Source organism: Streptomyces sp. NPDC006197 (genome assembly GCF_040613865.1).
GTDB lineage: Bacteria > Actinomycetota > Actinomycetes > Streptomycetales > Streptomycetaceae > Streptomyces.
The window spans coordinates 41,141-65,907 of sequence record NZ_JBEXSZ010000010.1; the positions used below are offsets into that span (position 1 = coordinate 41,141).

At 72.6% G+C, this 24,767-nt stretch carries 29 protein-coding genes; 14 read left to right on the plus strand and 15 right to left on the minus strand.

From position 1 onward, the window contains the following. Window positions 1-8: 8 nt before the first annotated feature. The gene (locus ABZ318_RS05035; RefSeq protein WP_356901104.1) at window positions 9-1,079 is read right to left on the minus strand and encodes an RNA ligase (ATP); all 1,071 of its coding nucleotides are present in this window, start codon (window positions 1,077-1,079) and stop codon (window positions 9-11) included. 111 nt (window positions 1,080-1,190) lie between these two features. Continuing rightward, window positions 1,191-1,415, minus strand: coding sequence for a DUF6011 domain-containing protein (locus tag ABZ318_RS05040; protein ID WP_356901105.1), 225 nt, complete (start codon window positions 1,413-1,415; stop codon window positions 1,191-1,193). A gap of 36 nt (window positions 1,416-1,451) precedes the next feature. Between ABZ318_RS05040 and ABZ318_RS05045 the strand changes: the two genes are divergently transcribed. Continuing rightward, window positions 1,452-1,934, plus strand: a complete 483-nt coding sequence (locus tag ABZ318_RS05045; protein ID WP_356901106.1) for a glutathione peroxidase — start codon at window positions 1,452-1,454, stop codon at window positions 1,932-1,934. After that, the gene (locus ABZ318_RS05050) at window positions 1,927-2,694 is read left to right on the plus strand and encodes a putative protein N(5)-glutamine methyltransferase (protein WP_356901107.1); all 768 of its coding nucleotides are present in this window, start codon (window positions 1,927-1,929) and stop codon (window positions 2,692-2,694) included. The genes ABZ318_RS05045 and ABZ318_RS05050 overlap by 8 nt, the downstream gene beginning before the upstream one ends. Before the next feature lie 60 nt (window positions 2,695-2,754). Here ABZ318_RS05050 and ABZ318_RS05055 read toward each other — a convergent pair whose 3' ends face one another. Continuing rightward, window positions 2,755-4,128 (minus strand): cytochrome P450, encoded by a 1,374-nt coding sequence (locus ABZ318_RS05055; RefSeq protein ID WP_356901108.1) that lies wholly within the window; start codon window positions 4,126-4,128, stop codon window positions 2,755-2,757. 143 nt (window positions 4,129-4,271) lie between these two features. Between ABZ318_RS05055 and ABZ318_RS05060 the strand changes: the two genes are divergently transcribed. Continuing rightward, complete coding sequence (locus ABZ318_RS05060; protein ID WP_356901109.1) at window positions 4,272-4,739, plus strand: VOC family protein; 468 nt, start codon at window positions 4,272-4,274, stop codon at window positions 4,737-4,739. Window positions 4,740-4,748: 9 nt separating this feature from the next. On the opposite strand, the gene ABZ318_RS05065 is transcribed toward ABZ318_RS05060, so the two are convergent. Continuing rightward, complete coding sequence (locus ABZ318_RS05065; RefSeq protein ID WP_030686130.1) at window positions 4,749-5,960, minus strand: acyl-CoA dehydrogenase family protein; 1,212 nt, start codon at window positions 5,958-5,960, stop codon at window positions 4,749-4,751. 162 nt (window positions 5,961-6,122) lie between these two features. On the opposite strand from ABZ318_RS05065, the gene ABZ318_RS05070 reads away from it, so the two are divergent. After that, window positions 6,123-6,770 carry a TetR family transcriptional regulator gene (locus ABZ318_RS05070; protein WP_356901110.1) on the plus strand — a complete coding sequence of 216 codons (648 nt, stop codon included), beginning with the start codon at window positions 6,123-6,125 and terminating at the stop codon, window positions 6,768-6,770. Here the strand turns inward: ABZ318_RS05070 and def are convergent. Further along, window positions 6,767-7,330, minus strand: coding sequence for a peptide deformylase (def, locus tag ABZ318_RS05075; protein ID WP_356901111.1), 564 nt, complete (start codon window positions 7,328-7,330; stop codon window positions 6,767-6,769). The genes ABZ318_RS05070 and def overlap by 4 nt on opposite strands. Before the next feature lie 125 nt (window positions 7,331-7,455). On the opposite strand from def, the gene ABZ318_RS05080 reads away from it, so the two are divergent. The 5 genes from ABZ318_RS05080 (at window position 7,456) to ABZ318_RS05100 (ending at window position 12,003) form a co-directional block, all read left to right on the plus strand. Beyond that, window positions 7,456-8,703: a MurT ligase domain-containing protein gene (locus ABZ318_RS05080; protein ID WP_356901112.1), complete on the plus strand. Its 1,248-nt coding sequence runs from the start codon at window positions 7,456-7,458 to the stop codon at window positions 8,701-8,703. A gap of 20 nt (window positions 8,704-8,723) precedes the next feature. Next, on the plus strand, window positions 8,724-9,452 hold the full coding sequence (locus ABZ318_RS05085) for a glutamine amidotransferase (RefSeq protein WP_189803859.1): 729 nt from the start codon (window positions 8,724-8,726) through the stop codon (window positions 9,450-9,452). A 158-nt stretch (window positions 9,453-9,610) separates the two neighbouring features. Continuing rightward, the gene (locus tag ABZ318_RS05090; protein ID WP_030686139.1) at window positions 9,611-10,636 is read left to right on the plus strand and encodes a 6-phosphofructokinase; all 1,026 of its coding nucleotides are present in this window, start codon (window positions 9,611-9,613) and stop codon (window positions 10,634-10,636) included. Between the two features lie 102 nt (window positions 10,637-10,738). Then, window positions 10,739-11,689 carry a cytochrome c oxidase assembly protein gene (locus ABZ318_RS05095; protein WP_356901113.1) on the plus strand — a complete coding sequence of 317 codons (951 nt, stop codon included), beginning with the start codon at window positions 10,739-10,741 and terminating at the stop codon, window positions 11,687-11,689. A gap of 113 nt (window positions 11,690-11,802) precedes the next feature. Next, window positions 11,803-12,003, plus strand: a complete 201-nt coding sequence (locus tag ABZ318_RS05100) for a hypothetical protein (protein WP_356901114.1) — start codon at window positions 11,803-11,805, stop codon at window positions 12,001-12,003. 15 nt (window positions 12,004-12,018) lie between these two features. Here ABZ318_RS05100 and ABZ318_RS05105 read toward each other — a convergent pair whose 3' ends face one another. Further along, complete coding sequence (locus ABZ318_RS05105; RefSeq protein WP_356901115.1) at window positions 12,019-13,014, minus strand: DUF3048 domain-containing protein; 996 nt, start codon at window positions 13,012-13,014, stop codon at window positions 12,019-12,021. A 77-nt stretch (window positions 13,015-13,091) separates the two neighbouring features. On the opposite strand from ABZ318_RS05105, the gene ABZ318_RS05110 reads away from it, so the two are divergent. Beyond that, window positions 13,092-13,790, plus strand: coding sequence for a lysophospholipid acyltransferase family protein (locus ABZ318_RS05110; protein ID WP_356901116.1), 699 nt, complete (start codon window positions 13,092-13,094; stop codon window positions 13,788-13,790). 85 nt (window positions 13,791-13,875) lie between these two features. Then, on the plus strand, window positions 13,876-14,910 hold the full coding sequence (locus ABZ318_RS05115; protein WP_356901117.1) for an NAD-dependent epimerase/dehydratase family protein: 1,035 nt from the start codon (window positions 13,876-13,878) through the stop codon (window positions 14,908-14,910). Window positions 14,911-14,962: 52 nt separating this feature from the next. Here the strand turns inward: ABZ318_RS05115 and ABZ318_RS05120 are convergent, their stop codons facing one another. From ABZ318_RS05120 to ABZ318_RS05155, 8 genes are all read right to left on the minus strand, one after another. Continuing rightward, the gene (locus tag ABZ318_RS05120; RefSeq protein ID WP_356901118.1) at window positions 14,963-16,540 is read right to left on the minus strand and encodes an alpha/beta hydrolase; all 1,578 of its coding nucleotides are present in this window, start codon (window positions 16,538-16,540) and stop codon (window positions 14,963-14,965) included. Between the two features lie 143 nt (window positions 16,541-16,683). Then, entirely contained in the window at window positions 16,684-17,427 is a 744-nt protein-coding gene (locus ABZ318_RS05125; protein WP_356901156.1) for an urease accessory protein UreD, read from the minus strand. Next, a complete protein-coding gene (ureG, locus tag ABZ318_RS05130; protein WP_356901119.1) occupies window positions 17,424-18,101 on the minus strand; it encodes an urease accessory protein UreG in 678 nt (225 codons plus the stop codon). The genes ABZ318_RS05125 and ureG overlap by 4 nt, the downstream gene beginning before the upstream one ends. A gap of 65 nt (window positions 18,102-18,166) precedes the next feature. Further along, a complete protein-coding gene (locus ABZ318_RS05135) occupies window positions 18,167-18,832 on the minus strand; it encodes an urease accessory UreF family protein (protein WP_356901120.1) in 666 nt (221 codons plus the stop codon). Then, complete coding sequence (locus tag ABZ318_RS05140) at window positions 18,832-20,553, minus strand: urease subunit alpha (protein ID WP_356901121.1); 1,722 nt, start codon at window positions 20,551-20,553, stop codon at window positions 18,832-18,834. The genes ABZ318_RS05135 and ABZ318_RS05140 overlap by 1 nt, the downstream gene beginning before the upstream one ends. After that, on the minus strand, window positions 20,546-20,923 hold the full coding sequence (locus ABZ318_RS05145) for an urease subunit beta (RefSeq protein WP_356901122.1): 378 nt from the start codon (window positions 20,921-20,923) through the stop codon (window positions 20,546-20,548). Before ABZ318_RS05145 ends, ABZ318_RS05140 begins: the two co-directional genes overlap by 8 nt. A gap of 14 nt (window positions 20,924-20,937) precedes the next feature. After that, on the minus strand, window positions 20,938-21,240 hold the full coding sequence (locus ABZ318_RS05150) for an urease subunit gamma (RefSeq protein WP_030686168.1): 303 nt from the start codon (window positions 21,238-21,240) through the stop codon (window positions 20,938-20,940). A 162-nt stretch (window positions 21,241-21,402) separates the two neighbouring features. Next, on the minus strand, window positions 21,403-22,035 hold the full coding sequence (locus ABZ318_RS05155) for a TetR/AcrR family transcriptional regulator (protein WP_356901123.1): 633 nt from the start codon (window positions 22,033-22,035) through the stop codon (window positions 21,403-21,405). Window positions 22,036-22,138: 103 nt separating this feature from the next. Here ABZ318_RS05155 and ABZ318_RS05160 point away from each other — a divergent pair, with 103 nt between their 5' ends. Further along, complete coding sequence (locus ABZ318_RS05160) at window positions 22,139-23,137, plus strand: ABC transporter permease (RefSeq protein WP_356901124.1); 999 nt, start codon at window positions 22,139-22,141, stop codon at window positions 23,135-23,137. An 87-nt stretch (window positions 23,138-23,224) separates the two neighbouring features. On the opposite strand, the gene ABZ318_RS05165 is transcribed toward ABZ318_RS05160, so the two are convergent. Beyond that, window positions 23,225-23,503, minus strand: a complete 279-nt coding sequence (locus tag ABZ318_RS05165; RefSeq protein WP_225800649.1) for a type II toxin-antitoxin system Phd/YefM family antitoxin — start codon at window positions 23,501-23,503, stop codon at window positions 23,225-23,227. Window positions 23,504-23,566: 63 nt separating this feature from the next. On the opposite strand from ABZ318_RS05165, the gene ABZ318_RS05170 reads away from it, so the two are divergent. Together ABZ318_RS05170 and ABZ318_RS05175 are read left to right on the plus strand one after the other, a co-directional pair. Next, window positions 23,567-24,184, plus strand: coding sequence for an ATP-dependent Clp protease proteolytic subunit (locus ABZ318_RS05170; protein WP_356901125.1), 618 nt, complete (start codon window positions 23,567-23,569; stop codon window positions 24,182-24,184). A gap of 7 nt (window positions 24,185-24,191) precedes the next feature. Then, complete coding sequence (locus tag ABZ318_RS05175) at window positions 24,192-24,497, plus strand: hypothetical protein (RefSeq protein ID WP_093877274.1); 306 nt, start codon at window positions 24,192-24,194, stop codon at window positions 24,495-24,497. Window positions 24,498-24,767: the final 270 nt, after the last annotated feature.

Below are 24,767 nucleotides of genomic sequence, written 5' to 3' on the forward strand. Positions count from 1 at the left end.
CCCTCCGGTCACTCGTACTCGGTGCCGCCCTTGCGGGTCAGGTAGGCCGGGCTGACCGCCTTGGCGATGGCCCGGCCGCCGGTGACCGGGCTGTACCGCTCGGTCGCGGGCCGGATGACGACGCCCTCCCGCAGATGGGTCTCCCGGCCGGAGACGGTCTCCCTGCCGCTCGCGTGCGCGAGGACCGCGTCCAGGTCGTACGGCCCGGAGTACAGCCGCGGGACGAGCGGGACCTCGCCGGGCTCCAGGACGTCGACCGGGTCGAGCCAGCGGACTTCTCCCCCGATCTCGGCGGACACGTCGAAGAGGGCGTAGCCGACGGTCTCGGAGCGGGCGTCGGCGCCGTAGGCGAGGTCCTGCACCCCGGAGCCGTACACCTCGCCGAAGAGCCCGACCCGCCGTGCTCCGAGGCGTTTCGCGAGCCGCTCGGCGACGCCGGCGAGGCCGTGGCCGTGGACGGCCCGCCAGTACAGGTTGCGCGGGTCCTCCCGGAGGGCGAGGCCCTTCGCCCCGAACCCCTTCGAGGAGACCTGCGTGCGTCCCTCCTCCGCGTGGTGCGTGAGCAGGCAGGCCGAGCCGTGGAGCTTCTCCGTCAGGACGACGGGCTCGCCGGGCTCGAACAGGTCCGGATAGCGCTGGAGGTTCTCGATGTCGACCCACGGCAGCAGGTCGGGCGCCACCTCCACGTCCCCGCTCATCGTCGGCGGTATCGGCGGCACCCACTTGGTGATCCCGAGCGCCTCCGCGAAGTCGGTGCCCTCGGCCGCGGCCCGCGCCAGGTCGGTGCCGGCGAGCGCGGCGGGGCGGCAGACGATCCCCTGCGACAGCTCCCCGCGCAGCCGTACGGCCTTCACCCGGTCCGCGTTCCCTCCGGCGAGCCGCCCGGTCAGTCCCAGCTCGTCGACGAGCGCGAGGGGCAGCACGGCCTGCTCGGGGATGTACACGGCGGCGTCGCCCGTCCGGTAGGCCCCCTTGGCGACGACGGCCCGGTAGAGCCCGACCTGGGCGAGTTCCAGGGCGTCGGCGTTCGGATGCGGATGGACGGTCAGGACTTCGGCGGTGACGCGCAGGGTGGACATGGTTCAGGACTCCGGGTGCTCGGGTTTCGGTTTCATCGCGGCTCACTGTGGCCGATCCGAATTCCCGTGGGCGATCGATTTGCCACCTGGTAGCGTCGCCGGGCTCGGGACCTACGGCTCCTCGTCCAGCCCCGGGAGGGTGTCCTGTGCCACCTCGTGGCGGCGGGTGCGGATGTCCGGGGGCGCCGGGTGGAGTTTGGCGTCGCAGGTGGGGCCCAGGCCGGTGCGGCGGGAGTCGGCGCCGGTCAGGGGGCGGCCGCAGAGGCGGCAGTACACCCGGCGAGGTCCTGTCTGAGCTGCGGAATCGATCGCGATTGCCAGTGGTTCGTCTGCCATGTTGAGATCAAACCTCATTCCGACGAGGAGCAGTCCATGAGTCTGTACGACATTCCGCTGAAGACACTGACCGGTGAGCCGGTCTCCCTGGCCGACTACCGCGACCGGGCCGTGCTGGTGGTGAACGTGGCCTCGAAGTGCGGGCTCACCCCGCAGTACGCGGGTCTGGAGCGGCTGCAGAAGGAGTACGGGGAGCGCGGCTTCACCGTGCTCGGGGTGCCCTGCAACCAGTTCGCGGGGCAGGAGCCCGGCAGCGCCGAGGAGATCGCGACCTTCTGTTCGGCGACGTACGGGGTGTCCTTCCCGCTCCTGGAGAAGACGGACGTCAACGGCGAGGGCCGCCACCCGCTCTACTCGGAGCTGGTGAAGGTCGCCGACGCCGAGGGCGAGGCCGGTGACGTGCAGTGGAACTTCGAGAAGTTCCTCATCGGCCGTGACGGCGGGGTCACCCGCTTCCGTCCACGCACCGAGCCGGAGGCCCCCGAGGTCGTGGCGGCGATCGAGGCCCAGCTTGCCTGACCTGGGGGTCGTCGAACGGCTGCGGGCCGCCGGGTGCGTCTTCGCCGAGGAGGAGGCGGAGATGCTCCTCTCGACCGCCGCCGGGCCCGCCGAGCTCGACCTGATGGTCGAGCGGCGGGCCTCCGGCCTGCCGCTGGAGCACGTGGTGGGCTGGGCCGGGTTCGCCGGGCTGCGGATCGAGGTCGACGGCGGGGTCTTCGTGCCCCGGCGGCGTACGGAGTTCCTCGTCGGCCACGCGGTGGAGCTGGCCCGGCCCGGCGCCGTCTGCGTCGACCTGTGCTGCGGCTCCGGCGCGGCGGGCGCCGTGCTGCTCGCGCGGGTCGAGGGGGTGGAGGTGCACGCCTCGGACATCGAGCCGGCGGCGGTGCGCTGCGCCCGGCGGAACGTCGAGCCGCGCGGCGGCCGGGTGTACGAGGGGGACCTCTTCGCGCCGCTGCCGCGGGAGCTGCGGGGCCGGGTCGAGGTCCTGGTCGCCAACGTGCCGTACGTACCGACCGAGGAGATCGGGCTCCTGCCGCCCGAGGCCCGCGACCACGAGCCGCTCGTCACGCTCGACGGCGGCGCGGACGGTCTCGACGTGCTGCGGCGGGTCGCCGGCGAGGCGCCGGAGTGGCTGGCGCCGGGCGGGCACCTGCTGGTGGAGACGAGCGAGCGGCAGGCGGAGTCGGCGCTCGCGGTGATGTCCGCGGCCGGTCTGGCGCCGCGGGTCGTCACCTCCGAGGAGTGGTGGGCGACGATCGTGGTCGCGACCCGGCCGTAGGACGGCGGAAGCGGCCCGCGCGGGCCGCTTCCCGGTCTGTCCTGATCGACAAGACGCCCCCTAGGCCGTCCTGGGCAGCAGGCGGCAGCGTGCCGGGCCCTCCTGTGTGAGGGTGATCGCGGAGCCGACCGGCACCTCGGTGTCGACGGCCTCCAGTCCGTACTTCTGGAGGATCATCGCGAGCGCGATCACCGACTCCAGCATCGAGAAGTGCTGGCCGATGCAGGCGCGCGGGCCGCCGCCGAAGGGGTACCAGGCGTACCGCGGTCGGGCGGCCTCCGCCTCGGGCGTGAAGCGGTCCGGGTCGAAGCGCTCGGGGTCCTCCCAGTAGGCGGGGTGCCGGTGGGTGACCCAGGAGGCGACGATGACGTCCGCGCCCGCCGGGATGGTGACGCCGCCGATCACGGTGGCGGCGACGGCGCGGCGGCCCGTGGCCGGTGCGGCGGGGAAGAGGCGCATGGCCTCCTTGAGCACCTGCGTGAGGTAGGGCAGCGCGTCGAGGTCGGCGGCGCCGGGGGTACGGCCTCCGAGGACCCGGTCGACCTCCTCGTGGGCCCGCTTCAGCACCTCCGGGTGGCGGGCGAGGAGGTGGAGGGCGAAGCCGAGGGTTGTGGCGGTGGTCTCGTGCCCGGCGAGCAGGAAGACGAGGACCTGCTCGCGCAGTTCGGTGGCGTCGAAGCTGCCGTCCTCGGCGCTCTCGGCCTCGACGAGCAGGGTGAGGAGGTCGTCGCCCTCGACGGAGCCCCGGCCGGAGCCGCGCCGCTCGGCGATGATCCGGTCGCAGACCTCGTACAGCGCCTGGTGGACGGCGGCGGCCCTGCGGTTGCCGGGGGTGGGCCAGTGGCGCGGGAGCTTGATCGGGGAGTAGCCGCGGCGGAGCACGTAGGCGCCGAGTTCGGGGAAGCAGCGCTCGACGATCTCGACGGCCGCGTCGACGTCGGTGCCGAAGAGGATGCGGGCGACCGCGCGCAGGGCGAGGCGGGTCATCTCGTGGAGGACGTCGACGGTCCCGGCGCCGCCGTCCTCCCACTCGCCGATGAGGGTGGTGACCTCGGCGGCGATGGCGGTCGCGTAGCTGTCGACGCGACGCTTGGTGAAGAGGGGCTGGACGAGTCGGCGCTGTCGGAGGTAGTCCTCGTCCTGGCTGGTCAGCAGGCCGTTGCCGAAGGACTCGCGGATCTCCTGGTAGAAGGCGTTGTCCTTGCGGAAGTTGGCGGATTCCCCGGCGAGGACCTGCTGGGCGCCCTCGGCGGAGAAGACGCCGTAGAAGGTGGCGCCGATCCCGGGCGGGCCCGCGGTCATCTTCACGACGTCGCCGTGCTCGCGCTGGGCGCGCAGGAAGGTGCCCAGCGAGTCCTTCCTGAGGTCGATCATGGAGCCGAGCAGCGGAAGTCCCGCGAGTTCGGGTGCTTCGGCACCTGTGGTGATGGCCATGAACGGTTCCCCTCGGTCGTCGCCTGCGAGCTGATTCTCCCTCAGGAGGTGACTCGCGGGTAGGGATGCCCGAACTACGGGCCGGATCTGGCCGGTCGGCTCGAAAGGGGCCGCTGTCAGTGGCGCCTGGGAGGCTCGTTCCCATGGAGCGACCCGAGCTGACGCTGCAACTGACCATCGACTGCGCCGATCCGCGGCGCCTGGTGCCCTTCTGGCTGGAGGCCCTGCGCTACGTCCCCGACCCGCCGCCCGCCGGCCACGCCACCTGGCGGGCGTACTGGGAGGCGATCGGCGTCCCGGAGGACGAGCTCGGCGAGGACGCCGGGGAGCTCCCGGAGTCCGTCGTCGACCCGAAGGGCGTGGGCCCCCGGGTCTGGTTCCAGCGCGTCCCGGAGCCCAAGGCCGTCAAGAACCGCGTCCACCTCGACCTGAAGGTCGGCGGCGGCCGCGAGGCCCCCCTCGCCCTCCGTCGCGCACGCGTGGACGGCGAGGTGGCCCGGCTGACGGCGCTCGGCGCGACCGTGCTGTACGCGATGGACGGGCCGAACGGCATGGACCACTACGCGGTGGTCCTCCAGGACCCGGAGGGCAACGAGTTCTGCGTCGTGTGAACGGTCGCCCTACTTCGCGAGCGCGCGGCTGATGACCATGCGCTGGATCTCGCTCGTGCCCTCGAAGATGGTGTAGATGGCCGCGTCGCGGTGCATGCGCTCCACCGGGTACTCGCGGGTGTAGCCGTTGCCGCCGAGGATCTGGATGGCCTGGGCGGTGACCTTCTTGGCGACCTCGCTCGCGTACAGCTTGGACATGGAGCCCTCGGCCGCGGTGAAGGGCTTGCCGGCGGTGGCCATCCAGGAGGCGCGCCAGACGAGGAGGCGGGCGGCGTCGATCTGGGTGGCCATGTCGGCGAGCTGGAAGGCGACGCCCTGGTTCTCGATGATCGGGCGGCCGAACTGGACCCGGGTCCTGGCGTAGTCGAGGGCGACCTCGTACGCGGCGCGGGCGGTGCCGACGGCCATGGCGCCGACGGCCGGGCGGGAGGCCTCGAAGGTGGCCATGGCGGCGTTCTTCACGCGCTCGCCGGACTTCGCCTTCTCGCGGGCGCGGGCGAGGCGCTCGTCCAGCTTGTCCTTGCCGCCGAGCAGGCAGGAGCCGGGGACGCGGACGTCCTCGAGGACGACCTCGGCGGTGTGGGAGGCGCGGATGCCGTGCTTCTGGAACTTCTGGCCCTGGGAGAGCCCGGGGGTGTTCGGCGGCACGATGAAGGAGGCGTGGCCCTTGGAGCCGAGCTCGGGGTCGACGACGGCGACGACCACGTGGACGTTGGCGATGCCGCCGTTGGTCGCCCAGGTCTTGGTGCCGTTGAGGACCCACTCGTCCTTGGCCTCGTCGTACACGGCGCGGGTGCGCATGGAGGCGACGTCCGAGCCGGCGTCGGGCTCGGAGGAGCAGAAGGCGGCGACCTTGATGTCGTTCGCGTCGCCGTACATCTGCGGGACCCAGGTGCCGATCTGCTCCTCGGTGCCGTTGGCGAGGACGCCGACGGCGGCGAGACCGGTGCCGACGATGGAGAGGGCGATGCCGGCGTCGCCCCAGAAGAGCTCCTCCATCGCCATCGGGATGCCGAGGCCGGTCGGGTCGAAGAACTGCTGGGCGTAGAAGTCGAGGGAGTAGATGCCGAGCTTGGCCGCTTCCTGGATGATCGGCCAGGGGGTCTCCTCACGCTCGTCCCACTCGGCGGCCGCGGGGCGCATCACATCGGCGGCGAAGCCGTGGAGCCAGTCGCGGACCTGCTTCTGGTCCTCGTTGAGTTCGAGCGTGAACTCGCCCATGTTCCCTCCCAGCATGACGTTACTTGCGGTAACAGTAGTCTGTTACCGGTGGGTAGGGGCTGTCAACCTGCGGTGGAGCGGTTCGGCCCGACCGACGGCGGATCCCGGGCGGGTGTTACGTTGCGAGAGCCTCACGAATCGCACGGGCGGGGAGACACGCGCATGGACATCGCACACCGGACCACCGACCAGCAGACGACCGCCGAGCAGCGGCGCCGCGAGCTGCTGGAGGCGGCGGACCGGGTGGTGCTCCGGGACGGCCCCCAGGCGTCCATGAACGCGATCGCGGCCGAGGCCGGCATCACCAAGCCGATCCTCTACCGCCACTTCGGCGACAAGGGCGGCCTCTACCGCGCCCTCGCCACCCGGCATACGGACGCGCTCCTCGCCTCGCTCCGGGCCTCGCTCGACGCGCCCGCCGACCGGCGCCGCCGCGTCGAGGCCACCCTCGACACGTACCTGGCGTCCATCGAGGCGATGCCCCAGGTCTACCGCTTCCTCATGCACCCGGCGGAGGAGCCGCACCAGACCGAGCAGGGCTTCGACGTCGGCCGCCACTCGGCCCCGCTGCTGCGCCGCATGGGCGAGGAGCTCGGTCAGGTCATCGCCGAGCGCGTCGACCTGGGACCGGCCGCCGAGGCCCAGGCCCGGATCTGGGGCCACGGCATCGTCGGCATGATGCACGCGGCCGGCGACTGGTGGCTCGGCGAGCGCCCCTGCTCCCGCGCGGACCTGGTCAAGAGCCTGGCCGACCTCCTGTGGGGCCGCCTCGCGGCGGCCGACGACCTCCCGGGCGGCCCCGGCTTCTAGGAGACCTCCAGCACGGAGGCCTGACCGCCCCACGGCTGCTTGCGGATCGTGCGCAGCAGGCGTGACCTGCGCCACCCCGTGACGTGGTCCGCGTAGACCCCGCCCTCCAGGTGGTCCGTCTCGTGCTGGAGGCAGCGGGCGAAGAAACCCGTCCCCTCGATCCGTATCGGGGTGCCGTCCAGACGTACGCCCTCCACCACCGCGCGGTCGAAGCGAGGGGTCGGCGCCTCCAGGCCCGGCAGGGAGAGACAGCCCTCGGGGCCCCGGACCACGTCGCCGTCCGCCTCCACCAGGCGCGGGTTCACCACATGGCCCAGGTGGCGGTTCTCCTCGTCGTCGGGGCAGTCGTACACGAACACCCGCAGGCCCACGCCGACCTGGTTCGCCGCCAGGCCCACGCCGTGCGCCGCGTACATCGTGGCGAACATGTCCTCGACGAGCCGGGCCAGTTCGGGCCCGAAGTCGGTGACGGGCGCGCAGGGGGTGTGCAGCACGGGGTCGCCGAGGAGCGTCATCGCTCGGACGAGGCCGGAACTGCCGGGGATGGGCCGGTTTCGCATGGCCGTAAGGGTACGGTCCCCGTGACCTCCCGGTTTCGGGCGGCCGCTCTACGGTGCCGCTGTTCGGGCTGCTGGCCGGATCTCGATAGGCTGAGCCCGGACCGACGCAAGGAGGAACAAGAACGATGTCAGGACACCCCGGTAATCCAGAGCCGCTGTCGCCGCGCGCCAAGCTGGCCGTGACGGCGGGCAAGGCCGCGGCCGCGGTGTCGCGTGCGGCGGGGCGCGGCAGCGGATCGGTGATCGGCGGCCGGGTGGCGCTGAAGCTCGACCCCGACCTGCTCGGCCGGCTCGCGCAGCATCTGGACGTCGTCCTGGTGTCGGCGACCAACGGCAAGACCACCACGACCCGGCTGATCGCGGAAGCCCTGCGCGCGGCCGGCCCCGTGGTCTCCAACGCCCTCGGCGCCAACATGCCCGCCGGCATCACCTCGGCGCTGGCCGGCGGCACGGACTCCAAGTTCGGTGTGATCGAGGTCGACGAGAAGTACCTCGCGGGCGTCGCCCGGGACACCACGCCCAAGGCGATCGCGCTGCTCAACCTCTCCCGCGACCAGCTCGACCGCGCGGCCGAGACCCGGATGCTCGCCGAGAAGTGGCGCGAGGGTCTCAACGGCACCAAGGCCGTGGTCATCGCCAACGCCGACGACCCGCTCATCGTGTGGGCCGCCTCCTCCTCCCCCAACGTGGTGTGGGTCGCCGCCGGCCAGGAGTGGAAGGACGACGCCTGGTCGTGCCCCGCCTGCGGCGGTGTGATGCAGCGTCCGGGCGACGACTGGTTCTGCGGCGAGTGCGGCTTCCGCCGTCCCGCGCCGAGCTGGGCGCTCAGCGGCGACCACGTGCTCGACCCGCACGGTTCGGCCTGGCCGATCCGCCTCCAGCTGCCCGGCCGCGCCAACAAGGCGAACGCCGCCACCTCGGCCGCCGTCGCCGCGGTCTTCGGGGTGCCGCCGCAGGTGGCCCTGGAGCGCATGTACCAGGTGCAGGCCGTCGCCGGGCGCTACGACGTGGTCTCCTTCCAGAACCGCGACCTGCGTCTGCTCCTCGCGAAGAACCCGGCCGGCTGGCTCGAAACGTTTTCCCTCATCGACGGGCCGCCCGCCCCGGTGATCCTCTCGGTCAACGCGCGGGGCGCCGACGGCACGGACACCTCCTGGCTGTGGGACGTGGACTACGGCCGGCTCGCCGGCCACCCGATCATGGTGATCGGCGACCGGAAGCTGGACCTCGCGGTCCGCCTGGAGGTCGCGGGCGTGGACTTCCGCGTCTGCGAGACGCTGGACGAGGCGGTCACGATGGCCCCGCCCGGACAGATCGAGCTGATCGCCAACTACACCGCCTTCCAGGACGTCCGCCGCCGCGTCGGCAACTGACCCGTAGAGGACTTTGCAGCATGAGTGACAGCAGCCTGCGCCTGGTCTGGGTCTACCCGGACCTGCTCAGCACCTACGGCGACCAGGGCAACGTCCTCGTCGTCCAGCGCCGTGCCGAACAGCGCGGCCTCAGCGTCGAGCGCGTCGACGTCCGCAGCGACCAGCCGGTGCCCACCTCGGGCGACATCTACCTGATCGGCGGCGGCGAGGACCGTCCGCAGCGGCTCGCGGCCGAGCGCCTGCGGCGGGACGGCGGCCTGAGCCGCGCCGCCTCCAACGGCGCGATCATCTTCTCGGTCTGCGCCGGGTACCAGATCCTGGGCCACGAGTTCATCAACGACCTCGGCGAGCGCGAGGCCGGCCTCGGGCTCATCGACGTGATCTCGACCCGCGGCGAGGGCGCCCGCTGCGTCGGCGACGTCCTCGCGGACATCGACCCGCGCCTGGGCCTCCCCCAGCTGACCGGCTTCGAGAACCACCAGGGCATCACCCATCTCGGCCCGACGGCCCGGCCGTTCGCCCGGACCGTCTTCGGCAACGGCAACGGGACCGGCGACGGCACCGAGGGCGCGTACAACGACACCGTCTTCGGTACGTACATGCACGGCCCCGTCATGGCCCGCAACCCGCAGATCGCGGACCTGCTCCTGAAGCTGGCCCTCGACGTGAACGCGCTGCCGCCGACCGACGACCGCTGGTACGAGGCGCTGCGCGCCGAGCGCATCGCGGCGGCCACGCAGCCCGCCTGAGTCACCCCGGGGCCGCCGCGGGTCCCTCGTACGAACGTACGTTGTCCACTGTGCGGACATCCGGTTCGGCCCCGCCACCCCTGCGGCGATAGGGTGGCGGGGATCCAGCCGGACGACGTGGTCCGGGAGTCGGCCCACGTTGCAAAGGTTTTTGGGCTATGCGCATTGGCGTGCTCACCTCCGGCGGAGACTGCCCCGGTCTGAACGCTGTCATCCGTTCCGTCGTGCACCGCGCCGTCGTCGACCACGGCGACGAGGTCATCGGCTTCCACGACGGGTGGAAGGGCCTCCTGGACTGCGACTACCGCAAGCTCGATCTCGACGCGGTGGGCGGCATCCTGGCCCGGGGCGGCACCATCCTCGGCTCCTCCCGGGTCCAGCCCGCGCACCTCGTCGACGGCGTCGAGCGTGCCAAGGGCCATGTCGCCGACCTCGGTCTCGACGCCATCATCCCGATCGGCGGCGAGGGCACCCTGAAGGCGGCGAACCTGCTCTCCGAGGCGGGGCTCCCGATCGTCGGCGTCCCGAAGACGATCGACAACGACATCGCCTCCACCGACGTCACCTTCGGCTTCGACACGGCCGTCACCGTCGCCACCGAGGCCCTCGACCGGCTGAAGACCACCGCCGAGTCGCACCAGCGGGTCCTCGTCGTCGAGGTGATGGGCCGCCACACCGGCTGGATAGCGCTGCACTCCGGCATGGCCGCCGGCGCGCACGCCGTGGTCGTCCCCGAGCGCCCCTTCGACATCGACGAGCTGACCTCCCGGGTCGGCGAGCGCTTCGAGGCCGGCAAGCGGTTCGCGATCGTGGTCGTCGCCGAGGGCGCGAAGCCGCGCGAGGGCTCGATGGACTTCAAGACCGCCGGCACCGACATCTACGGCCACGAGCGCTTCACCGGCATCGCCAACCAGCTCTCCGCCGAGCTGGAGCGGCGCCTCGGCAAGGAGGCCCGCCCGGTCATCCTCGGCCACGTCCAGCGCGGCGGCACGCCGACCGCGTACGACCGCGTCCTCGCCACTCGCTTCGGCTGGCACGCCGTCGAGGCGGCGCACCGCGGCGAGTTCGGCATGCTGACCGCGCTGCGCGGCACGGAGATCACGATGGTCCCGCTGGCCCAGGCCGTGGAGACCCTCAAGACGGTCCCGGCCGACCGGTACGCCGAGGCGGAGTGCGTGCTCTGACGACTCCCGTGCGTCACAACCGCCCCCGGTCGCGATCGCGGCCGGGGGCGGTTCTAGTCTGGTGCGGACAACAAGCGCGAATCGGGCTCCAGGAGTGTACGGATGGATCACAGCGGGCACGGCATGACCACGGATCTGCCGCCGTTCACGCTGGGGCGGGGCCTGGAGTTCTCCCCGGACCTCTTCTTCCTGGTCGGATGCCTGGCGGCGCTCGGTCTGTACGGCTGGGGCGTGGCGCGGCTGCGGCGGCGCGGTGACGCGTGGCCTGTCGGCCGGACGGTGCTCTTCGCCGTCGGCGTGCTGACGATCGCGCTGGTGATGTGCACCAAGCTCAACGACTACGGCATGGTCATGTTCAGCGTGCACATGGTGCAGCACATGGTGATCTCCATGCTGTCGCCGATCCTGCTGCTGCTCGGCGCGCCGGTGACCCTCGCGCTGCGGGCGCTGCCGGTGGCGGGCCGGGGCTCGCTCGGGCCGCGCGAGCTGCTCCTGAAGCTGCTGCACAGCCGGTACATGCGGGTGATCACGCACCCGGCGTTCACCATCTCCCTGTTCATCGCGAGCCTGTACGCGCTGTACTTCTCGCCGCTCTTCGACTTCCTGATGGGGTCGAAGGCCGGGCACCTCGGGATGATGGTGCACTTCCTGATGGTGGGCCTGGTCTTCTTCTGGCCGATCATGGGCGTGGACCCGGGACCGCACCGGCCCGGGTACGTGATGCGGATGCTGGAGCTGTTCGCGGGCATGCCGTTCCACGCGTTCTTCGGCATCGCGATGATGATGGCGACCCAGCCGCTGGTGAAGGCGTACGAGAACCCGCCGGCCTCGCTCGGCATCGACGCCCTCGCCGACCAGAACGCCGCCGGTGGCATCGCCTGGGCCTTCAGCGAGATCCCGTCCGTGCTGGTGCTGATCGCGTTGGTCTACCAGTGGTACCGCTCCGAGCAGCGGCAGGCCGTCCGCAAGGACCGGGCGGCCGACCGGGACGGCGACAAGGAGCTGGAGGCGTACAACGCGTATCTGGCCTCGCTGCAGGCGCGGAGCCGCTGACGTCAGGCCGTCCGGCGCACGCCGGAGTGTCCGGGGAGTAGCGCGCGCCCCTCTCGGGGGGTCACGATGGGCTGGACGGCTTGCGCGGCCCCGGTCGGGAGGAGGGCGGGCTGATGTCCGGTCCCACGAAGACGATGACGGTGCTCACCTGCGCGGCGCTGGTGCTGACGACGGCCTACACGGTGGCGCTCGGCAGCAGCGGCTGGCTCTGGTTCGGTCTGGTGGTCCTGGTGGTGGTGACGATCGGGATGGCGGCGGCGGACAGCTCCGTACCGCCGTCTCCCGGGTCCCGCCCGCCGGGCACCACGTCCTGACCGACGGGACACCCCCTACGCGCGCGGGGCCAGGACGATCCAGGTCTGGCCCGGGGCGAAGGGCAGGGGCGCTCCGGCCGGGGTGGTGAAGGTGGTGCCGGAGCCGGCGGAGGGGCGGGACCAGCGGGCCTCGTGGGCGCGCCCGTCGCGCAGGACGAGGGCGGTCCCGCTGCCGACGGTCTCGCTGTACGGGGAGACCGAGCCGAAGCGGTCGTGGAAGCGGGAGGGGCGGATCGTGACGTGCTGGACGACGACCGTCTTCGGAGTGAGCGGGCCCGTGTCGGTGGCGCGGGCCTCGCGGCCGTCCATGGCCACGTGCCAGGCGTGGCCGGCGGCGGACCAGGTGAAGGCGTAGCGGGCCGCCGGGTAGCGGACGGTCGAGGTGGTGACCGGGGTGCCGCCGGGCGGGGCGGGCCCGAAGCGGAAGCCGATGTCCCGGGCGTCGTCGGCCCCCGGTGCGGCGGCGAGGGCGCGGCCGGGGCGCAGGTAGAGGTTGTGCGGGGCGGGTCGGTCCGGTGAGCGCAGGAAGGCCCGGGGTGCGGTGGTCTCCGTGACGAGGTCGAGGGACGCGGCCCGGAGGAGCGGGGTGAGGGCGGACTGGGCGCCGGAGTAGGCGAGGGCCGGTCGGCCGTAGTCGGCGAGCAGGGCGATGTCGGATTCGCGGGCGCTGCGGACGGGGCCGGCGAGGGCGGGGAGGCGTGAGGAGTAGACGGCCATGAGCCGGGTGACTCCGCCCTCGACCTGTTCGACGTAGACGAGGTCGGCGGCGCCGAGTCCGGTGTGGGGACGGGCCGCCGGCACGTTGTCGATCTTCACGGTCAGGACGGGCGCGGGCTTCGCGGGAAGTCCGGTGAGGGGCGAGAGCCCGGTGGCGGGCGCGGTCGTCGGCGTGGGACGCGGCTGCGGCGGCGGGCCCGGGTCGGAGCAGCCGTACAGCCCGGCCGCCGTCAGCGCGCACAGCAGCGCGGTGAGGACGCGGCCGGGGCGCCTGGCTCCGCGCTCGCTCGTCATGTGACGCTCCCCCACCAGTGGACCACGGGCCCGTGCGGGGATACAACGGGCGTGACGGACGACGAACGGGGTCACGGGTGTTCTACCAGCTGATGAAGCACGTCCTGCTCGGGCCGCTCCTCAGGCTGCTGTTCCGGCCGAGGATCGAGGGGCTCGAGCACGTCCCCGAGGAGGGGGCCGCGATCGTCGCGGGCAATCACCTCTCCTTCTCCGACCACTTCCTGATGCCGGCCGTCCTGGACCGGCGGATCACCTTCCTGGCGAAACAGGAGTACTTCACGGGTCCCGGCCTCAAGGGCCGGCTGACGGCGGCCTTCTTCCGGGCCGCCGGGCAGATCCCGGTCGACCGGTCGGGGAAGGAGGCCGGCCGGGCGGCGATCCGGGAGGGGCTGGGCGTCCTCGGCCGGGGCGAGTTGCTCGGGATCTATCCGGAGGGGACGCGTTCGCACGACGGGCGGCTCTACAAGGGCAAGGTGGGGGTGGCGGTGATGGCGCTGACCGCGGGGGTCCCGGTGGTGCCGTGCGCGATGGTGGGGACCTTCGAGATCCAGCCGCCGGGGAAGGTCGTGCCGAGGATCCGCCGGGTCACCATCCGGTTCGGGGAGCCGCTGGACTTCTCCCGGTTCGCCGGGTCGGCGGGCGAGAGGGCGGTGGTCCGGGCGGTGACGGACGAGATCATGTACGCGATCCTGCGCCTGTCGGGCCAGGAGTACGTGGACGAGTACGCGGCGGTGGTGAAGGCCGCCGGGTCGCGTGGTGACGCACCGTCGGAATAGTTCCCGCGCGGGGAACGCCTAGGGCGGATCCGCGCACGGCGCAATCCCCTGGGCCACGGCCCCGGGTGCCCGTAGCGTCCCCCGCATGACCAAGGGAAACGCGTTCGTGCTGGGTGCGACGGGACAGGTGGGGCGGGCGGCCGTGCGGGCGCTCGTCGCGGACGGCTGGGAGGTGACGGCCGCCTCGCGGGGCGGCGCCGGGGACGGCAGGTGGCCGGACGGGGTCCGGTCGGTCCGGCTCGACCGGAACGAGGAGGGCGCGCTCGCGGCGGCCCTGGGCGACGGGTGCGACGTGCTCGTGGACATCGTCGCGTACGACGCCGGTCACGGCCGGCAGCTGACGGGCCTGGCCGACCGGATCGGTTCGGCGGTGGTGGTGTCGAGCGGCGCGGTGTACGAGGACGAGCGGGGGCGCGGCTTCGACACCCAGGACCGGCCGGACGGCTTCCCCGCCTACCCGGTGCCGCTCGCGGAGGGCTGGCGCACGGTCGCGCCCGGCGACACCACGTACAGCACGCGGAAGATCGCCCTGGAGCGGGAGTTGCTCGCGGCGGGCGACGCGCTGCCGGCGACGCTGCTCAGGGCGGGCGCCGTCCACGGGCCGTACTGCCCGGGGCCGCGCGAGCTGTGGTTCGTGAAGCGGGCGCTCGACGGACGGCCGGTGCGCGTGCTCGCGTACGGGGGGACGTCGCGGTTCCATCCGGCCCACGTCGACAACATCGCGGAGCTGGTCCGGCTCGCGGCGGCGAACCCCGGCAGCCGGGTGCTGAACGCCGCGGATCCGGAGGCGCCGACGGTGGCGGAGATCGGGGCGGCGATCGACGCGGTCATGGGGGCAAAGAGCGAGACGGTGCTGATGGAGGGGGCGCCGCAGGGCACCGTGGGGCTCACTCCGTGGACGTCGGAGCATCCCATTGTCTACGACATGACGGCGGCCGGGCGGGAGTTGGGGTACCGGCCGGTGGTGTCGTACGCGGAGTCGCTGCCGGAGACGGTCGAGTGGCTGGCCGGGCACCTGAAGGGGCGGGAGTGGCGGGACGCCTTCCCCGGCCTCGCGAAGTACCGGGTGGACTTCTTCGACTACGCGGCGGAGGACGCCTGGCTGGCGTCCCGGGCATGACGGAAGGGGCGACCGTCGGACGGCCGCCCCTCCCTTCACACTGTGCGGGGTGTTACGGCTTCGGGGTGGCGTGCGGCTCGCACGTCACGTCCTGGCCGTCCACCTTGCCGGTGAGCAGGTACGTGTCGACCCGCGAGTTGATGCACGGGTTCACCAGACCGGTGACGCCGTGCGAACCCGCGTCCTTCTCGGTGATGAGACGCGAGCCCTTGAAGCGCTTGTGCAGCTCGACCGCGCCGACGTACGGCGTCGCCGCGTCGCGCTCGGACTGGACGATGAGCACCGGCGGCAGGCCCTTGCCGGTCTTGACCTGGGTCGGCTTCTGCTGCGGCGCGGACCAGGTGGCGCACGGCAGGTTCATCCAGGCGTTCGCCCAGGTCATGAACGGGTACTGCGCGTGGAGGGCCGAGTTGTCCCGGTTCCACCGGTTCCAGTTGGTCGGCCACGCGGCGTCGGCGCACTCGACGGCGGTGTAGACGGCGTTGCCGTTCTCCGACGCGATGTTGCCGGCCGTGTCGGTGAGGTCCGCGGCGGCGCCGTCGATCAGCGGCTGCGGGTCACCCGCGGCGTACGCGCTCCAGGCCTCGGCCACGGGGGCCCAGGAGGAGTCGTAGTACGGGGCGCCCTGGAAGAAGCCGATGAGCTCGGCCGGTCCGACCTTGCCGCCCAGGGGCTCCTTCTTGGCGGCGGCGCGCAGGGTCACCCACTGCTGCTGGACCTCCGCCAGGGTGTCGCCGAGGTGGTAGGTGGCGTCGTTCTGGGCCACCCAGTTCATCCAGTCCTTGAGGCGACCCTCGAAGGCGATGTCCTGCTCCAGGTTGGCCTGGTACCAGATGTTGCTCTTCTCCGGGTTGACCACGCTGTCGACGATCATGCGACGGACGTGGTCCGGGTACAGCGTGCCGTAGACGGCGCCCAGGTAGGTGCCGTAGGAGACGCCGATGAAGTTGAGCTTCTTCTCGCCGAGCGCGGCCCGGATGACGTCGAGGTCACGGGCGGTGTTGCGCGTCGTCATGTAGGGCAGCATGTCGCCGCTCTTCTCGGCGCAGCCCTTGGCGTACTCGGCGGCCAGCTTGCGCTGGGCGAGCTTGTCCGCCTCGCTGTCCGGGACCGGGTCGAGCTTGGGGCCCTTGACGAACTCGGTCGGGTCGACGCAGGAGATGGGCGCCGAGTGGCCGACGCCGCGCGGGTCGAAGCCCACGAAGTCGTACGCCTTCGCGGTGTTCACCCAGAGCGGGCTCTTGGTGGTGACCCGGCGCGGGAAGCGCAGGCCGGAACCGCCGGGGCCGCCCGGGTTGTAGAGCAGCGCGCCCTGGCGCTCGGCGGCGGTGCCGGTGGACACGGCGCGGTCCACGGCGAGCTTGATCTTCTTGCCGTTGGGCTTGGCGTAGTCGACCGGGACGGTGACCCAGCCGCACTGGATGGGCTTGGCGAAGCCCCAGTCGGCCGGGCAGTCCTGCCAGTCGATGCCGGTCTTGGCGGCCTCGGCGGCGGCGATGGCCGCGCCGCGCGCCTCGTCGTCCCGCTCGTGGCCGGTGACGGCACCGGCCGTCGGCGCGGCGAGCGCGGTCGCCATGAGCGTCCCCGCTATCAGAGTGCCGGCAGAGCCGAGCACTGCTGTGCGTCTCAATGGTCCTCCCCCTGAAGGAGTCTGTGTGTCCGGGGGATCCTTTCGTCACCGGGGCTCAGGATGTAAGGGCGTACACGTGTTTCTTTGCCGAACCAATAACCGGTGAGTGGTGTACCGCTGAGCGGTACGGCTTCGAGGAAGGTTCAGAACGGGGCGAGTTCGGACAAAGCAGCATCGAGGAGCCGACGCAGCGCGAGCGCGTCGGGGGCGACGGCGGTGGCGAGGGCGGCGGGGCCGGCGAGCGGGCTGACCACGGCGTTCTCCCCGTACAGCCGCGCTTCCACCGGCTTGTCGGCGAACGCCGGGTCGACGACGAGGAGTTGGCCGGTGGCCCGGTGGCCGCCGAGGACCGCACCGCCGTCCCAGCCGCCGGACGCCCCGGGGCCGAAGGCGAGCTCCTGGTCGAACAGGGGGCGGCCGGCGCGGCGGACGGTGAGGCGGGTGACGAGGGTGCCGGGCGGTTCGCCGTGCCGGCCGAGGACCTGTTCCTCCCGGAGGACGAGCCGCGCCGTGGGCGCGAGGTCGACGGTGGTGCGCATCCGCAGGTGCGAGCCGGCCGCCGAGACGAGCTGCTCGGGCAGCCAGCGGAGCACCGCCCCGTCGCCGACGGCGATCCGCACGTCGTACGCGGCGGGGTCGGCGCTCCGGCCGGGCAGGGCGAGGGTGGCGGCGGCCGAGTCGACCAGGAGCCGGGCCCCGTCCCGCACCTCGGTCTCGATCGCCAGCCGGTCACCGCCGAGCGGGGCGCTCATCGCGCCGACGACGGTGACCCGGGTGTACGGTCCGGCGGCCCGGGTGCGGCGCAGGGCGAGGGGGCCGTCGCTCACCAGGAGCGGCAGTCCGCCGTCGGCGTCGGCGGTGATCCGGGCGGTGGCGCGCAGGCTCACGCGGTCCACGCCGCGAGCTGTGCCCGGACCCAGTCGGCGACGGGCGCGACGCCGTTCTCGCCGCGCAGGGAGGTGAAGGCGACGGGCAGCTCGCCGCGCTGCTCCTTCGCGTCGCGGGCCATCCGCTCCAGGTCGGAGCCGACGTACGGGGCGAGGTCGGTCTTGTTGATCACGAGGAGGTCGGCGGTGGTGACGCCGGGGCCGCCCTTGCGGGGGATGTCGTCGCCGCCGGCCACGTCGATGACGAAGATCTGGGCGTCGACGAGCCCCTTGGAGAAGGTGGCGGTGAGGTTGTCGCCGCCGGACTCGACGAGGACGAGGTCGAGGGGGCCGACCGTGTCCTCCAGGTCCTCGACGGCTTCGAGGTTGGCGGAGATGTCGTCGCGGATCGCGGTGTGCGGGCAGGCGCCGGTCTCGACGGCGGCGATCCGCTCGGGCGGCAGCACGGCCTCGCGGAGCAGGAACTCGGCGTCCTCACGGGTGTAGATGTCGTTGGTGACGACCGCGAGGGACAGGGTGTCGCGCAGCTCCCGGCAGAGGGCGGCGACGGTGGCGGTCTTGCCGGAGCCGACGGGTCCGCCGAGTCCGATGCGCAGGGCGCGGCGGGTGCCGTCGGGGCGGCGGGCGTCGGCGGAGACGGCGCCGTGGTGGGTGTGGCCGTGGTCGAGGTGCATGGCGGGCTCCCGGGTGTTCAGGGTGTGCTCGGGGTGGTGCTCAGGGGAGGGTGCTCAGGGGGTGTTCAGGACGCGAAGAGGCGGACGGGCCAGGCCGCGTGCTGTTCGGCGGTGAGGTCGAGCAGCGGCGCGGAGGCGGCGGGCAGGGCGTCGACGACGCCCTGCCGGGCGGCCGCGGCGGCGCGCTCGGCCACCTGGTCCATCTCGGGTGCGAGGCGGGCGAGGACGGCGGTGGCCTGGTAGGGGTCGAGGCTGAGGAGGCGGACGGCCGCGGTCGCCGGGCCGCCGACCGTCTCGTACGCGACGCAGTGCGCCGCGTCCTCGGGGCCGAGTCCGGCGGCCCGTGCGGCGGTGCCGAGGACGACGGGCTGGTGGGCGCCGCGGGGGAACGCGGCGGCCAGCGCGTCGAGTTCGGGGCTCGGCCAGGTGGCGCGGGCGGCCCGCATCAGCTGGCGGCCGAGTCTGCGGGCGGCGGCGCGCAGGGCCGCCGAGGGCGTGCGGGCGTCGGCCGCCGCGTCGAGTTCGTACGGGTCGAGTCCGTGCGCGGCCCCGGCGGCGAGCGCGGCCGAGGTGAGGCCCGTGGTGTGCAGGCGGCCCCGGCAGAAGGACTCCAGGCTGGCGGCGTCCTTGATGCGGCCCGCCTTGACGGCGGCCTCGGCGCCGCCGGAGTGGGCGTGCCCTCCGGCGGGGAAGCGCCCGTCGGCGAGGACGAGGAGTGCGGAGAGTGTCATCAGAAGAGGAAGTAACGCTGGGCCATGGGCAGTTCGGCGGCGGGCGCCGGTTCGACGGTCTCGCCGTCGATGGTCACCGAGAAGGTGTCGGCGTCGACCTCGACCCGGGGCAGGGCGTCGTTCTCGCGCATGTCGGCCTTGGTCACCCGCCGGGTGGAGCCGATGGCGGTGAACTCCTTGTGCAGAGCGAGCTTCCGGGGCAGGTCGTCCTCGATCGCCGCCTGGGCGACGAAGTTGACCGAACCGGCCGCGGCGGCCCGGCCGAGCGCGCCGAACATCGGGCGGGGCAGCACGGGCTGTGGCGTGGGGATGGAGGCGTTGGCGTCGCCCATCTGCGCGTACGCGATCTGGCCGCCCTTGACGACGACGAGCGGCTTCACGCCGAAGAAGGCGGGCTCCCAGAGGACCAGGTCGGCGAGCTTGCCGGGCTCGACCGAGCCGACGAGGTGGCCCATGCCCTGGGCGACGGCCGGGTTGATCGTGTACTTGGCGACGTAGCGGCGGGCGCGGTGGTTGTCGGCGGCGCCGTCGCCGGGCAGGGCGCCGCGGCGCTTCTTCATCACATGGGCGGTCTGCCAGGTCCGCATGATCACCTCGCCGATCCGGCCCATGGCCTGGGAGTCGGAGGAGATGATCGAGATGGCTCCCAGGTCGTGGAGGACGTCCTCGGCGGCGATGGTGGAGGGCCGGATGCGGGACTCGGCGAAGGCGAGGTCCTCGGGGACGGCCGGGTTGAGGTGGTGGCAGACCATCAGCATGTCGAGGTGTTCCTCGATGGTGTTGACGGTGTGCGGCCGGGTCGGGTTGGTGGAGCTGGGCAGGACGTACGGCTCGGAGACGACGGTGATGATGTCGGGGGCGTGCCCGCCGCCGGCGCCCTCGGTGTGGTACGCGTGGATCGTGCGGCCGGCGATGGCGGCGAGGGTGTCGCCGACGAAGCCCGCCTCGTTCAGGGTGTCGGTGTGGATGGCGAGCTGGGCGCCGGTCTCCTCGCACACGCTCAGGCAGGCGTCGATGACGGCGGGGGTGGCGCCCCAGTCCTCGTGGATCTTGAAGCCGAGTGCGCCGCCGCGCAGCTGGGAGTGCATCGCCTCCCGGGACATGGTGTTGCCCTTGCCGAGCAGGCCGATGTTGACGGGGAAGGTGTCCAGCGCCTCGAACATCCGGGCCATGTGCCAGGGGCCGGGCGTGATCGTGGTCGCCTTGGTGCCCTCGGCCGGGCCGGTGCCGCCGCCGACGAGGGTGGTGACGCCGGTGGCGAGGGCCTGCTCGACGACGGTCGGCGAGATGAAGTGGACGTGGGTGTCGACGGCGCCCGCGGTGACGATGCGGCCGTTGCCGACGATGATCTCGGTCTCGGGGCCGATGACGAGGTCGGGGTGGACGCCGTCCATGGTGTCGGGGTTGCCGGCCTTGCCGAGGGCGGTGATCCGGCCGTCCCGGATGCCGATGTCCGCCTTGACGACGCCCCAGTGGTCGATGACGACCGCGCCGGTGATGACGGTGTCGGGGGCGCCCTCGGCACGGGTGGTGCGGGCCTGGCCCATGGACTCGCGGACGACCTTGCCGCCGCCGAAGACGGCTTCCTCGCCGGCGCGGCCGGGGCCGCCGCAGCGGTCCTCCTCGATCTCGACGAGGAGGTCGGTGTCGGCGAGGCGCACGCGGTCGCCGGTGGTGGGGCCGAACAGGTCGGCGTAGACGGCGCGGTGGAGGTCAGGCACGGTCGCCGTCCTTGTCCTGTTCGGTGGTGCCGGAGGGGCCGGTGATGTCAAGGGGACCGGTGACGTCGAGGGGGCCGGCGGTCTCGCCGCGCAGGCCGGGCACGATCCGGCGGCCGGCGATCGGGACCAGCTCGACCTCGACGGGGATGCCGGGCTCGAAGCGGACGGCGGTCCCGGCGGCGATGTGCAGCCGCTGCCCCCGGGCGGCGGCGCGGTCGAAGTCGAGGCCGGGGTTGACCTCGGCGAAGTGGTAGTGGGAGCCGACCTGGACGGGCCGGTCGGCGGCGTTGAGCACGGTGAGGCGGGTGACGGGGCGTCCCTCGTTGAGGGCGACGGGTCCGTCCGCGTACAGGATCTCTCCGGGGATCATCGGCGGCCGCCCGTTCAGACGATGGGGTCGTGGACGGTGACGAGCTTGGTGCCGTCCGGGAAGGTGGCCTCGACCTGGACGTCGTGGATCATCTCCGGAATGCCGTCCATGACCTCGTCGCGGGTGAGCACCTTGCGCCCGGAGGCCATCAGCTCGGCGACCGTCCGGCCGTCCCGGGCGCCTTCCAGGATGTGGGAGGTGATCAGCGCGACGGCCTCGGGGTGGTTGAGCCGCACACCGCGGGCCCGACGCTTCTCGGCCACATCGGCCGCCACATGAATGAGCAGGCGCTCCTGCTCATGCGGGCTCAGTTGCACTCTTCCACCTCACAGTCGTCGACCGGATCTGACCCGGACAGCTGCGGACCCTACCGACCGTCAACACTCTGTTGAACTGCGGAGATGCGGTACGCGGCCAGACATTGCACGTTAGGGCGGAAGTTTTTCCGGCTCGTTAACCCCGGCTTTGCGTTCCTATGATCATCGGGCCGGTTCGGCGCCTCCGGGCACGGACATCGACATCAAGCCACGCAGCCCGTTCTCCAGGGCCTCGGCGGTCACGTCGCCGAAGAGCGCCTGCTGGGCGATGAAGCCCTGGGCGGTGGCGATGAGGGTGCGGGCCACGTGGTCGGCGGGGACGTCGGCGCGCAGGAGGCCGCTGTCGCGGTAGGCGGTCACCAGCGTCGTCCAGGCGGCCCGCATTCCGCGATAGCCCTCGGAGAGGGTCGCGGCCAGCTCCTCGTTGCGCAGGGTCTCGGTCCACACCTGGATGATCAGCCGCGCGAAGGCCTGCCGGTCCGCGCCCTCGATCCGCTCCTCCAGGAAGAGCCGGAGCACCGCGCCGAGGAGGACGTCGGGGGTGGGCGGCGGGGTCGCGCGGGAGGCCTCCTCGAAGGCGCCCCGGATGCCGGCGAAGGCCTCGGTCGCGATGGCCCCGATCAGCTCCTCCTTGCCGCGGAAGTAGCGGTAGACCGCGCCCGCGGACAGACCCACCTCGGCGAGCACGTCCTGCATGGACGTGGCGTGGAAGCCGTTGCGGGCGAAGCAGCGCGCGGCGCCGTCGAGAATCTGGCGGCGCCGGGCGTCGAGGTGTTCCTGGGAGACACGTGCCATGGGATGAATCTAAAACGAATATTCGTTCTTGACAACTCCCGGGTGGCGGCGCACGCTGAGCCCACGTAAAACGAACGATCCTTCGCTTTGAATCGAGGCCGCCATGCCCGCCGCCACCACCCCGCCGGCCGCCGGACGCAGAACCCTCGCCGTACTCGTCCTGATACCGGTCGTCGCCGCCCTCGCCCTCTCGGTCTTCGCCTGGCCCGCCGCGCGCCTCGCACCCCGCGACCTGCCCGTCGGAGTGGCCGGACCCGCGGCCGCGGCCGACGCGGTCGAGCGGGGACTCGAACGGCACGAGGGGGCCTTCGAGGTCCACCGCTACGCGGACGCCGGCGCGGCCCGGGCCGCGATCGAGGACCGTGACGTGTACGGCGCGGTGGTCGTCACCCCGGGCGGTACGGAACTCCTCACCGCCTCGGCGGCGAGCCCCGTCGTGGCCGGGCTGCTGCGCGAGGCCGTGACCGCGCAGGCCCCGGCAGGGGCGCCGGTCCGGGTGACGGACGTGGTCGCCGCACCGGCGGGCGACCCGCGCGGCGCCGTGCTCGGCGCGAGCCTGCTGCCCCTCGCCCTGGTCGGGGCGGCCACGGGCGCCGCCACCGTCCTGCTCGGGCTGCGCGGGGCCGGGGCGGTCGCGACCCTGGTGGGCGCGGCGGCGCTTGCCGGGCTCGTGGGCGCGGCGCTCACCGACAGCTGGCTCGGCGCGCTGACCGGCGACTGGTGGGCCGAGGCCGGAGTCTTCGGGCTGACCGTCCTGGCCATCGGCTCGGCCTTCGCGGGGCTCGCCACCCTGCTCGGCAAGCCCGGCTTCGGAGTCGGAGCCGCCCTGACCATCCTTTTCGGCAACGCCTTCTCGGGGATGTCGAGCGCTCCGGAGCTGCTGCCCACCGGGGTGGGCGCGCTCGGCCAGTGGCTGCCGCCGGGCGCCGGGGTCTCGGCCCTCCGGTCGGTGTCCGCCTTCGACGGCGCGGCGGCGGGCCGCCCGCTGCTCGTCCTCTCCCTCTGGGCCGTGGCCGGGCTGGCCGCGACCGCGTTCGGCGCGCGGCGCCGCCCGTCGGAAGCGGTTCCCGCGCCGGCGCAGGCTCCGGTGCCGGTGGGCTGAGGCCCCCGGCCGAAGACGGCCGCGTACCCCCGCCGTAGCGGACGGGGGTACGCGGCTTTTCCGTATGCGCCTCCGTATGCGCCCGGATCAGGAAGCGCCGGGCTCGCGGTGGTGGGCGGCGATGCCGAAGCGGCGCTGTTCGCCGGGAGCGGAGTCGACCGGGTGCAGCCCGGAGAGCGAGCTGACCACCTGCTCGTCGGCGGGCTTCTCCGCCGCCTCGAGTTCTTCCAGGTCAGCGGCGGAGACCAGGGCGACGAGCGGCTTCCCGTGGCGGGTGACGACGACGCGCTCCCCTCCGTAGACGACGCGGTTGATGAGGTCGGCCAGTTCAGCCCGCGCTTGCGTCACCGGGATCTCGTAGGTCATGCTCCCCATCTTACGGCCTGTACGTCCTGTACATTTTTTACAGACAGCTGGAGGTGCTCAGCCATGGACGCCCGCCATGTCCTGCCCGAGTTCACGGAGCGGACGAGCTTCGGAACCCGGACCCTCGACCCGTACTCGAAGCTCCTCGAATCCCGGATCGTCTTCCTCGGCACGCCGATCGACGAGACCTCGGCCAACGACGTCATCGCCCAGTTCCTGCACCTCGAATACGCGGCCCCGGATCAGGACATCGCGCTCTACATCAACTCCCCCGGCGGCTCGATCAGCGCCATGACCGCCATCCACGACACGATGCGGACGCTCGCCTGCGACGTGGAGACCACCTGCCTGGGGCAGGCCGTGGCCACCGCCGCCGTCCTGCTCGCCGCCGGCACCCCCGGCAAGCGGCACGTCCTCCCCGGCGCCCGGATCACCCTCCGGCAGCCGGCCATGGACGAGCCCCTCCAGGGACAGCCGAGCGACCTCGACATCCACGCCCGCGAGCTGCTCCGGCTGCGCGCCCTGACGGCCGGGATGCTCACCGAGTACACCGGGCAGAGCCGGGACCGGATCGACGCCGACCTGGACCGCCTCACCGTCCTGGACGCACCCGCGGCCGTCGCGTACGGGCTGGTGGACCACGTGATCACGAGCCGGCGCGACGCCGGCGCGGCGCGGTGAGCCGGCCGTGGTGCCCGAGCTGCCTCCGCTGCCCGCACTGACGCGGGCCGAGGGCGAGTTGATCGACGCGTACCTCGAAGTCGTCGACCTCCTGGGGAAGATCAACCCATCCAGGGGTACGCATACCTATGGGGCACTACGGGCGGCACAAGCGCTGGTGGGGCGCGCGGAGGCGCTGCGCGAGGCTCTGACGGTCATGCATATGCGGGGCGAGAGCGAGGTGCACGCGGACACCCTGGCGCGCGCCCTGCGGGTGTTGGACGGCGAGCGTCGCGCCGACCGCGTCACCGTCCCCCGCGCACGGGCGAGTTGACATTCCGGCATGTCGTGTCGAGGTCCGTACGGCCGACAAGCAGCGCAGGATCGCTCCCTCGTTCGGCGTAGTCGACGAGTCGACATATGTGCGGGGTGAGTTGCGCAACAGGTGTACGCATCTGGCGGAATGGGGCGTTCCACCGCTGGTGCGGGGCTCGTGGGCCAAACCTCCGAGGATCACGAAAGCAACCTGTCCACCCGAATGGATCAGTCGTGAGGAGCCTCACATATGGCCGTTTCAACTCGGATTTCGACCTGGGTGTAGGTC

What these genes read in the sequence shown, in the direction of transcription:
- ABZ318_RS05040 (WP_356901105.1), bottom strand. Translation starts at nt 1,415, where the DNA reads ATGGCAGACGAACCACTGGCAATCGCGATCGATTCCGCAGCTCAGACA.
- ABZ318_RS05165 (WP_225800649.1), bottom strand. Translation starts at nt 23,503, where the DNA reads ATGACCTACGAGATCCCGGTGACGCAAGCGCGGGCTGAACTGGCCGAC.
- ABZ318_RS05065 (WP_030686130.1), bottom strand. Translation starts at nt 5,960, where the DNA reads ATGGGCGAGTTCACGCTCGAACTCAACGAGGACCAGAAGCAGGTCCGC.
- ABZ318_RS05055 (WP_356901108.1), bottom strand. Translation starts at nt 4,128, where the DNA reads ATGGCCATCACCACAGGTGCCGAAGCACCCGAACTCGCGGGACTTCCG.
- ABZ318_RS05095 (WP_356901113.1), top strand. Translation starts at nt 10,739, where the DNA reads ATGGATCACAGCGGGCACGGCATGACCACGGATCTGCCGCCGTTCACG.
- ABZ318_RS05085 (WP_189803859.1), top strand. Translation starts at nt 8,724, where the DNA reads ATGAGTGACAGCAGCCTGCGCCTGGTCTGGGTCTACCCGGACCTGCTC.
- ABZ318_RS05160 (WP_356901124.1), top strand. Translation starts at nt 22,139, where the DNA reads ATGCCCGCCGCCACCACCCCGCCGGCCGCCGGACGCAGAACCCTCGCC.
- ABZ318_RS05100 (WP_356901114.1), top strand. Translation starts at nt 11,803, where the DNA reads ATGTCCGGTCCCACGAAGACGATGACGGTGCTCACCTGCGCGGCGCTG.
- ABZ318_RS05170 (WP_356901125.1), top strand. Translation starts at nt 23,567, where the DNA reads ATGGACGCCCGCCATGTCCTGCCCGAGTTCACGGAGCGGACGAGCTTC.
- ureG (WP_356901119.1), bottom strand. Translation starts at nt 18,101, where the DNA reads ATGCACCTCGACCACGGCCACACCCACCACGGCGCCGTCTCCGCCGAC.
- def (WP_356901111.1), bottom strand. Translation starts at nt 7,330, where the DNA reads ATGCGAAACCGGCCCATCCCCGGCAGTTCCGGCCTCGTCCGAGCGATG.
- ABZ318_RS05045 (WP_356901106.1), top strand. Translation starts at nt 1,452, where the DNA reads ATGAGTCTGTACGACATTCCGCTGAAGACACTGACCGGTGAGCCGGTC.
- ABZ318_RS05090 (WP_030686139.1), top strand. Translation starts at nt 9,611, where the DNA reads ATGCGCATTGGCGTGCTCACCTCCGGCGGAGACTGCCCCGGTCTGAAC.
- ABZ318_RS05105 (WP_356901115.1), bottom strand. Translation starts at nt 13,014, where the DNA reads ATGACGAGCGAGCGCGGAGCCAGGCGCCCCGGCCGCGTCCTCACCGCG.
- ABZ318_RS05155 (WP_356901123.1), bottom strand. Translation starts at nt 22,035, where the DNA reads ATGGCACGTGTCTCCCAGGAACACCTCGACGCCCGGCGCCGCCAGATT.
- ABZ318_RS05080 (WP_356901112.1), top strand. Translation starts at nt 7,456, where the DNA reads ATGTCAGGACACCCCGGTAATCCAGAGCCGCTGTCGCCGCGCGCCAAG.
- ABZ318_RS05070 (WP_356901110.1), top strand. Translation starts at nt 6,123, where the DNA reads ATGGACATCGCACACCGGACCACCGACCAGCAGACGACCGCCGAGCAG.
- ABZ318_RS05115 (WP_356901117.1), top strand. Translation starts at nt 13,876, where the DNA reads ATGACCAAGGGAAACGCGTTCGTGCTGGGTGCGACGGGACAGGTGGGG.
- ABZ318_RS05035 (WP_356901104.1), bottom strand. Translation starts at nt 1,079, where the DNA reads ATGTCCACCCTGCGCGTCACCGCCGAAGTCCTGACCGTCCATCCGCAT.
- ABZ318_RS05135 (WP_356901120.1), bottom strand. Translation starts at nt 18,832, where the DNA reads ATGACACTCTCCGCACTCCTCGTCCTCGCCGACGGGCGCTTCCCCGCC.
- ABZ318_RS05145 (WP_356901122.1), bottom strand. Translation starts at nt 20,923, where the DNA reads ATGATCCCCGGAGAGATCCTGTACGCGGACGGACCCGTCGCCCTCAAC.
- ABZ318_RS05060 (WP_356901109.1), top strand. Translation starts at nt 4,272, where the DNA reads ATGGAGCGACCCGAGCTGACGCTGCAACTGACCATCGACTGCGCCGAT.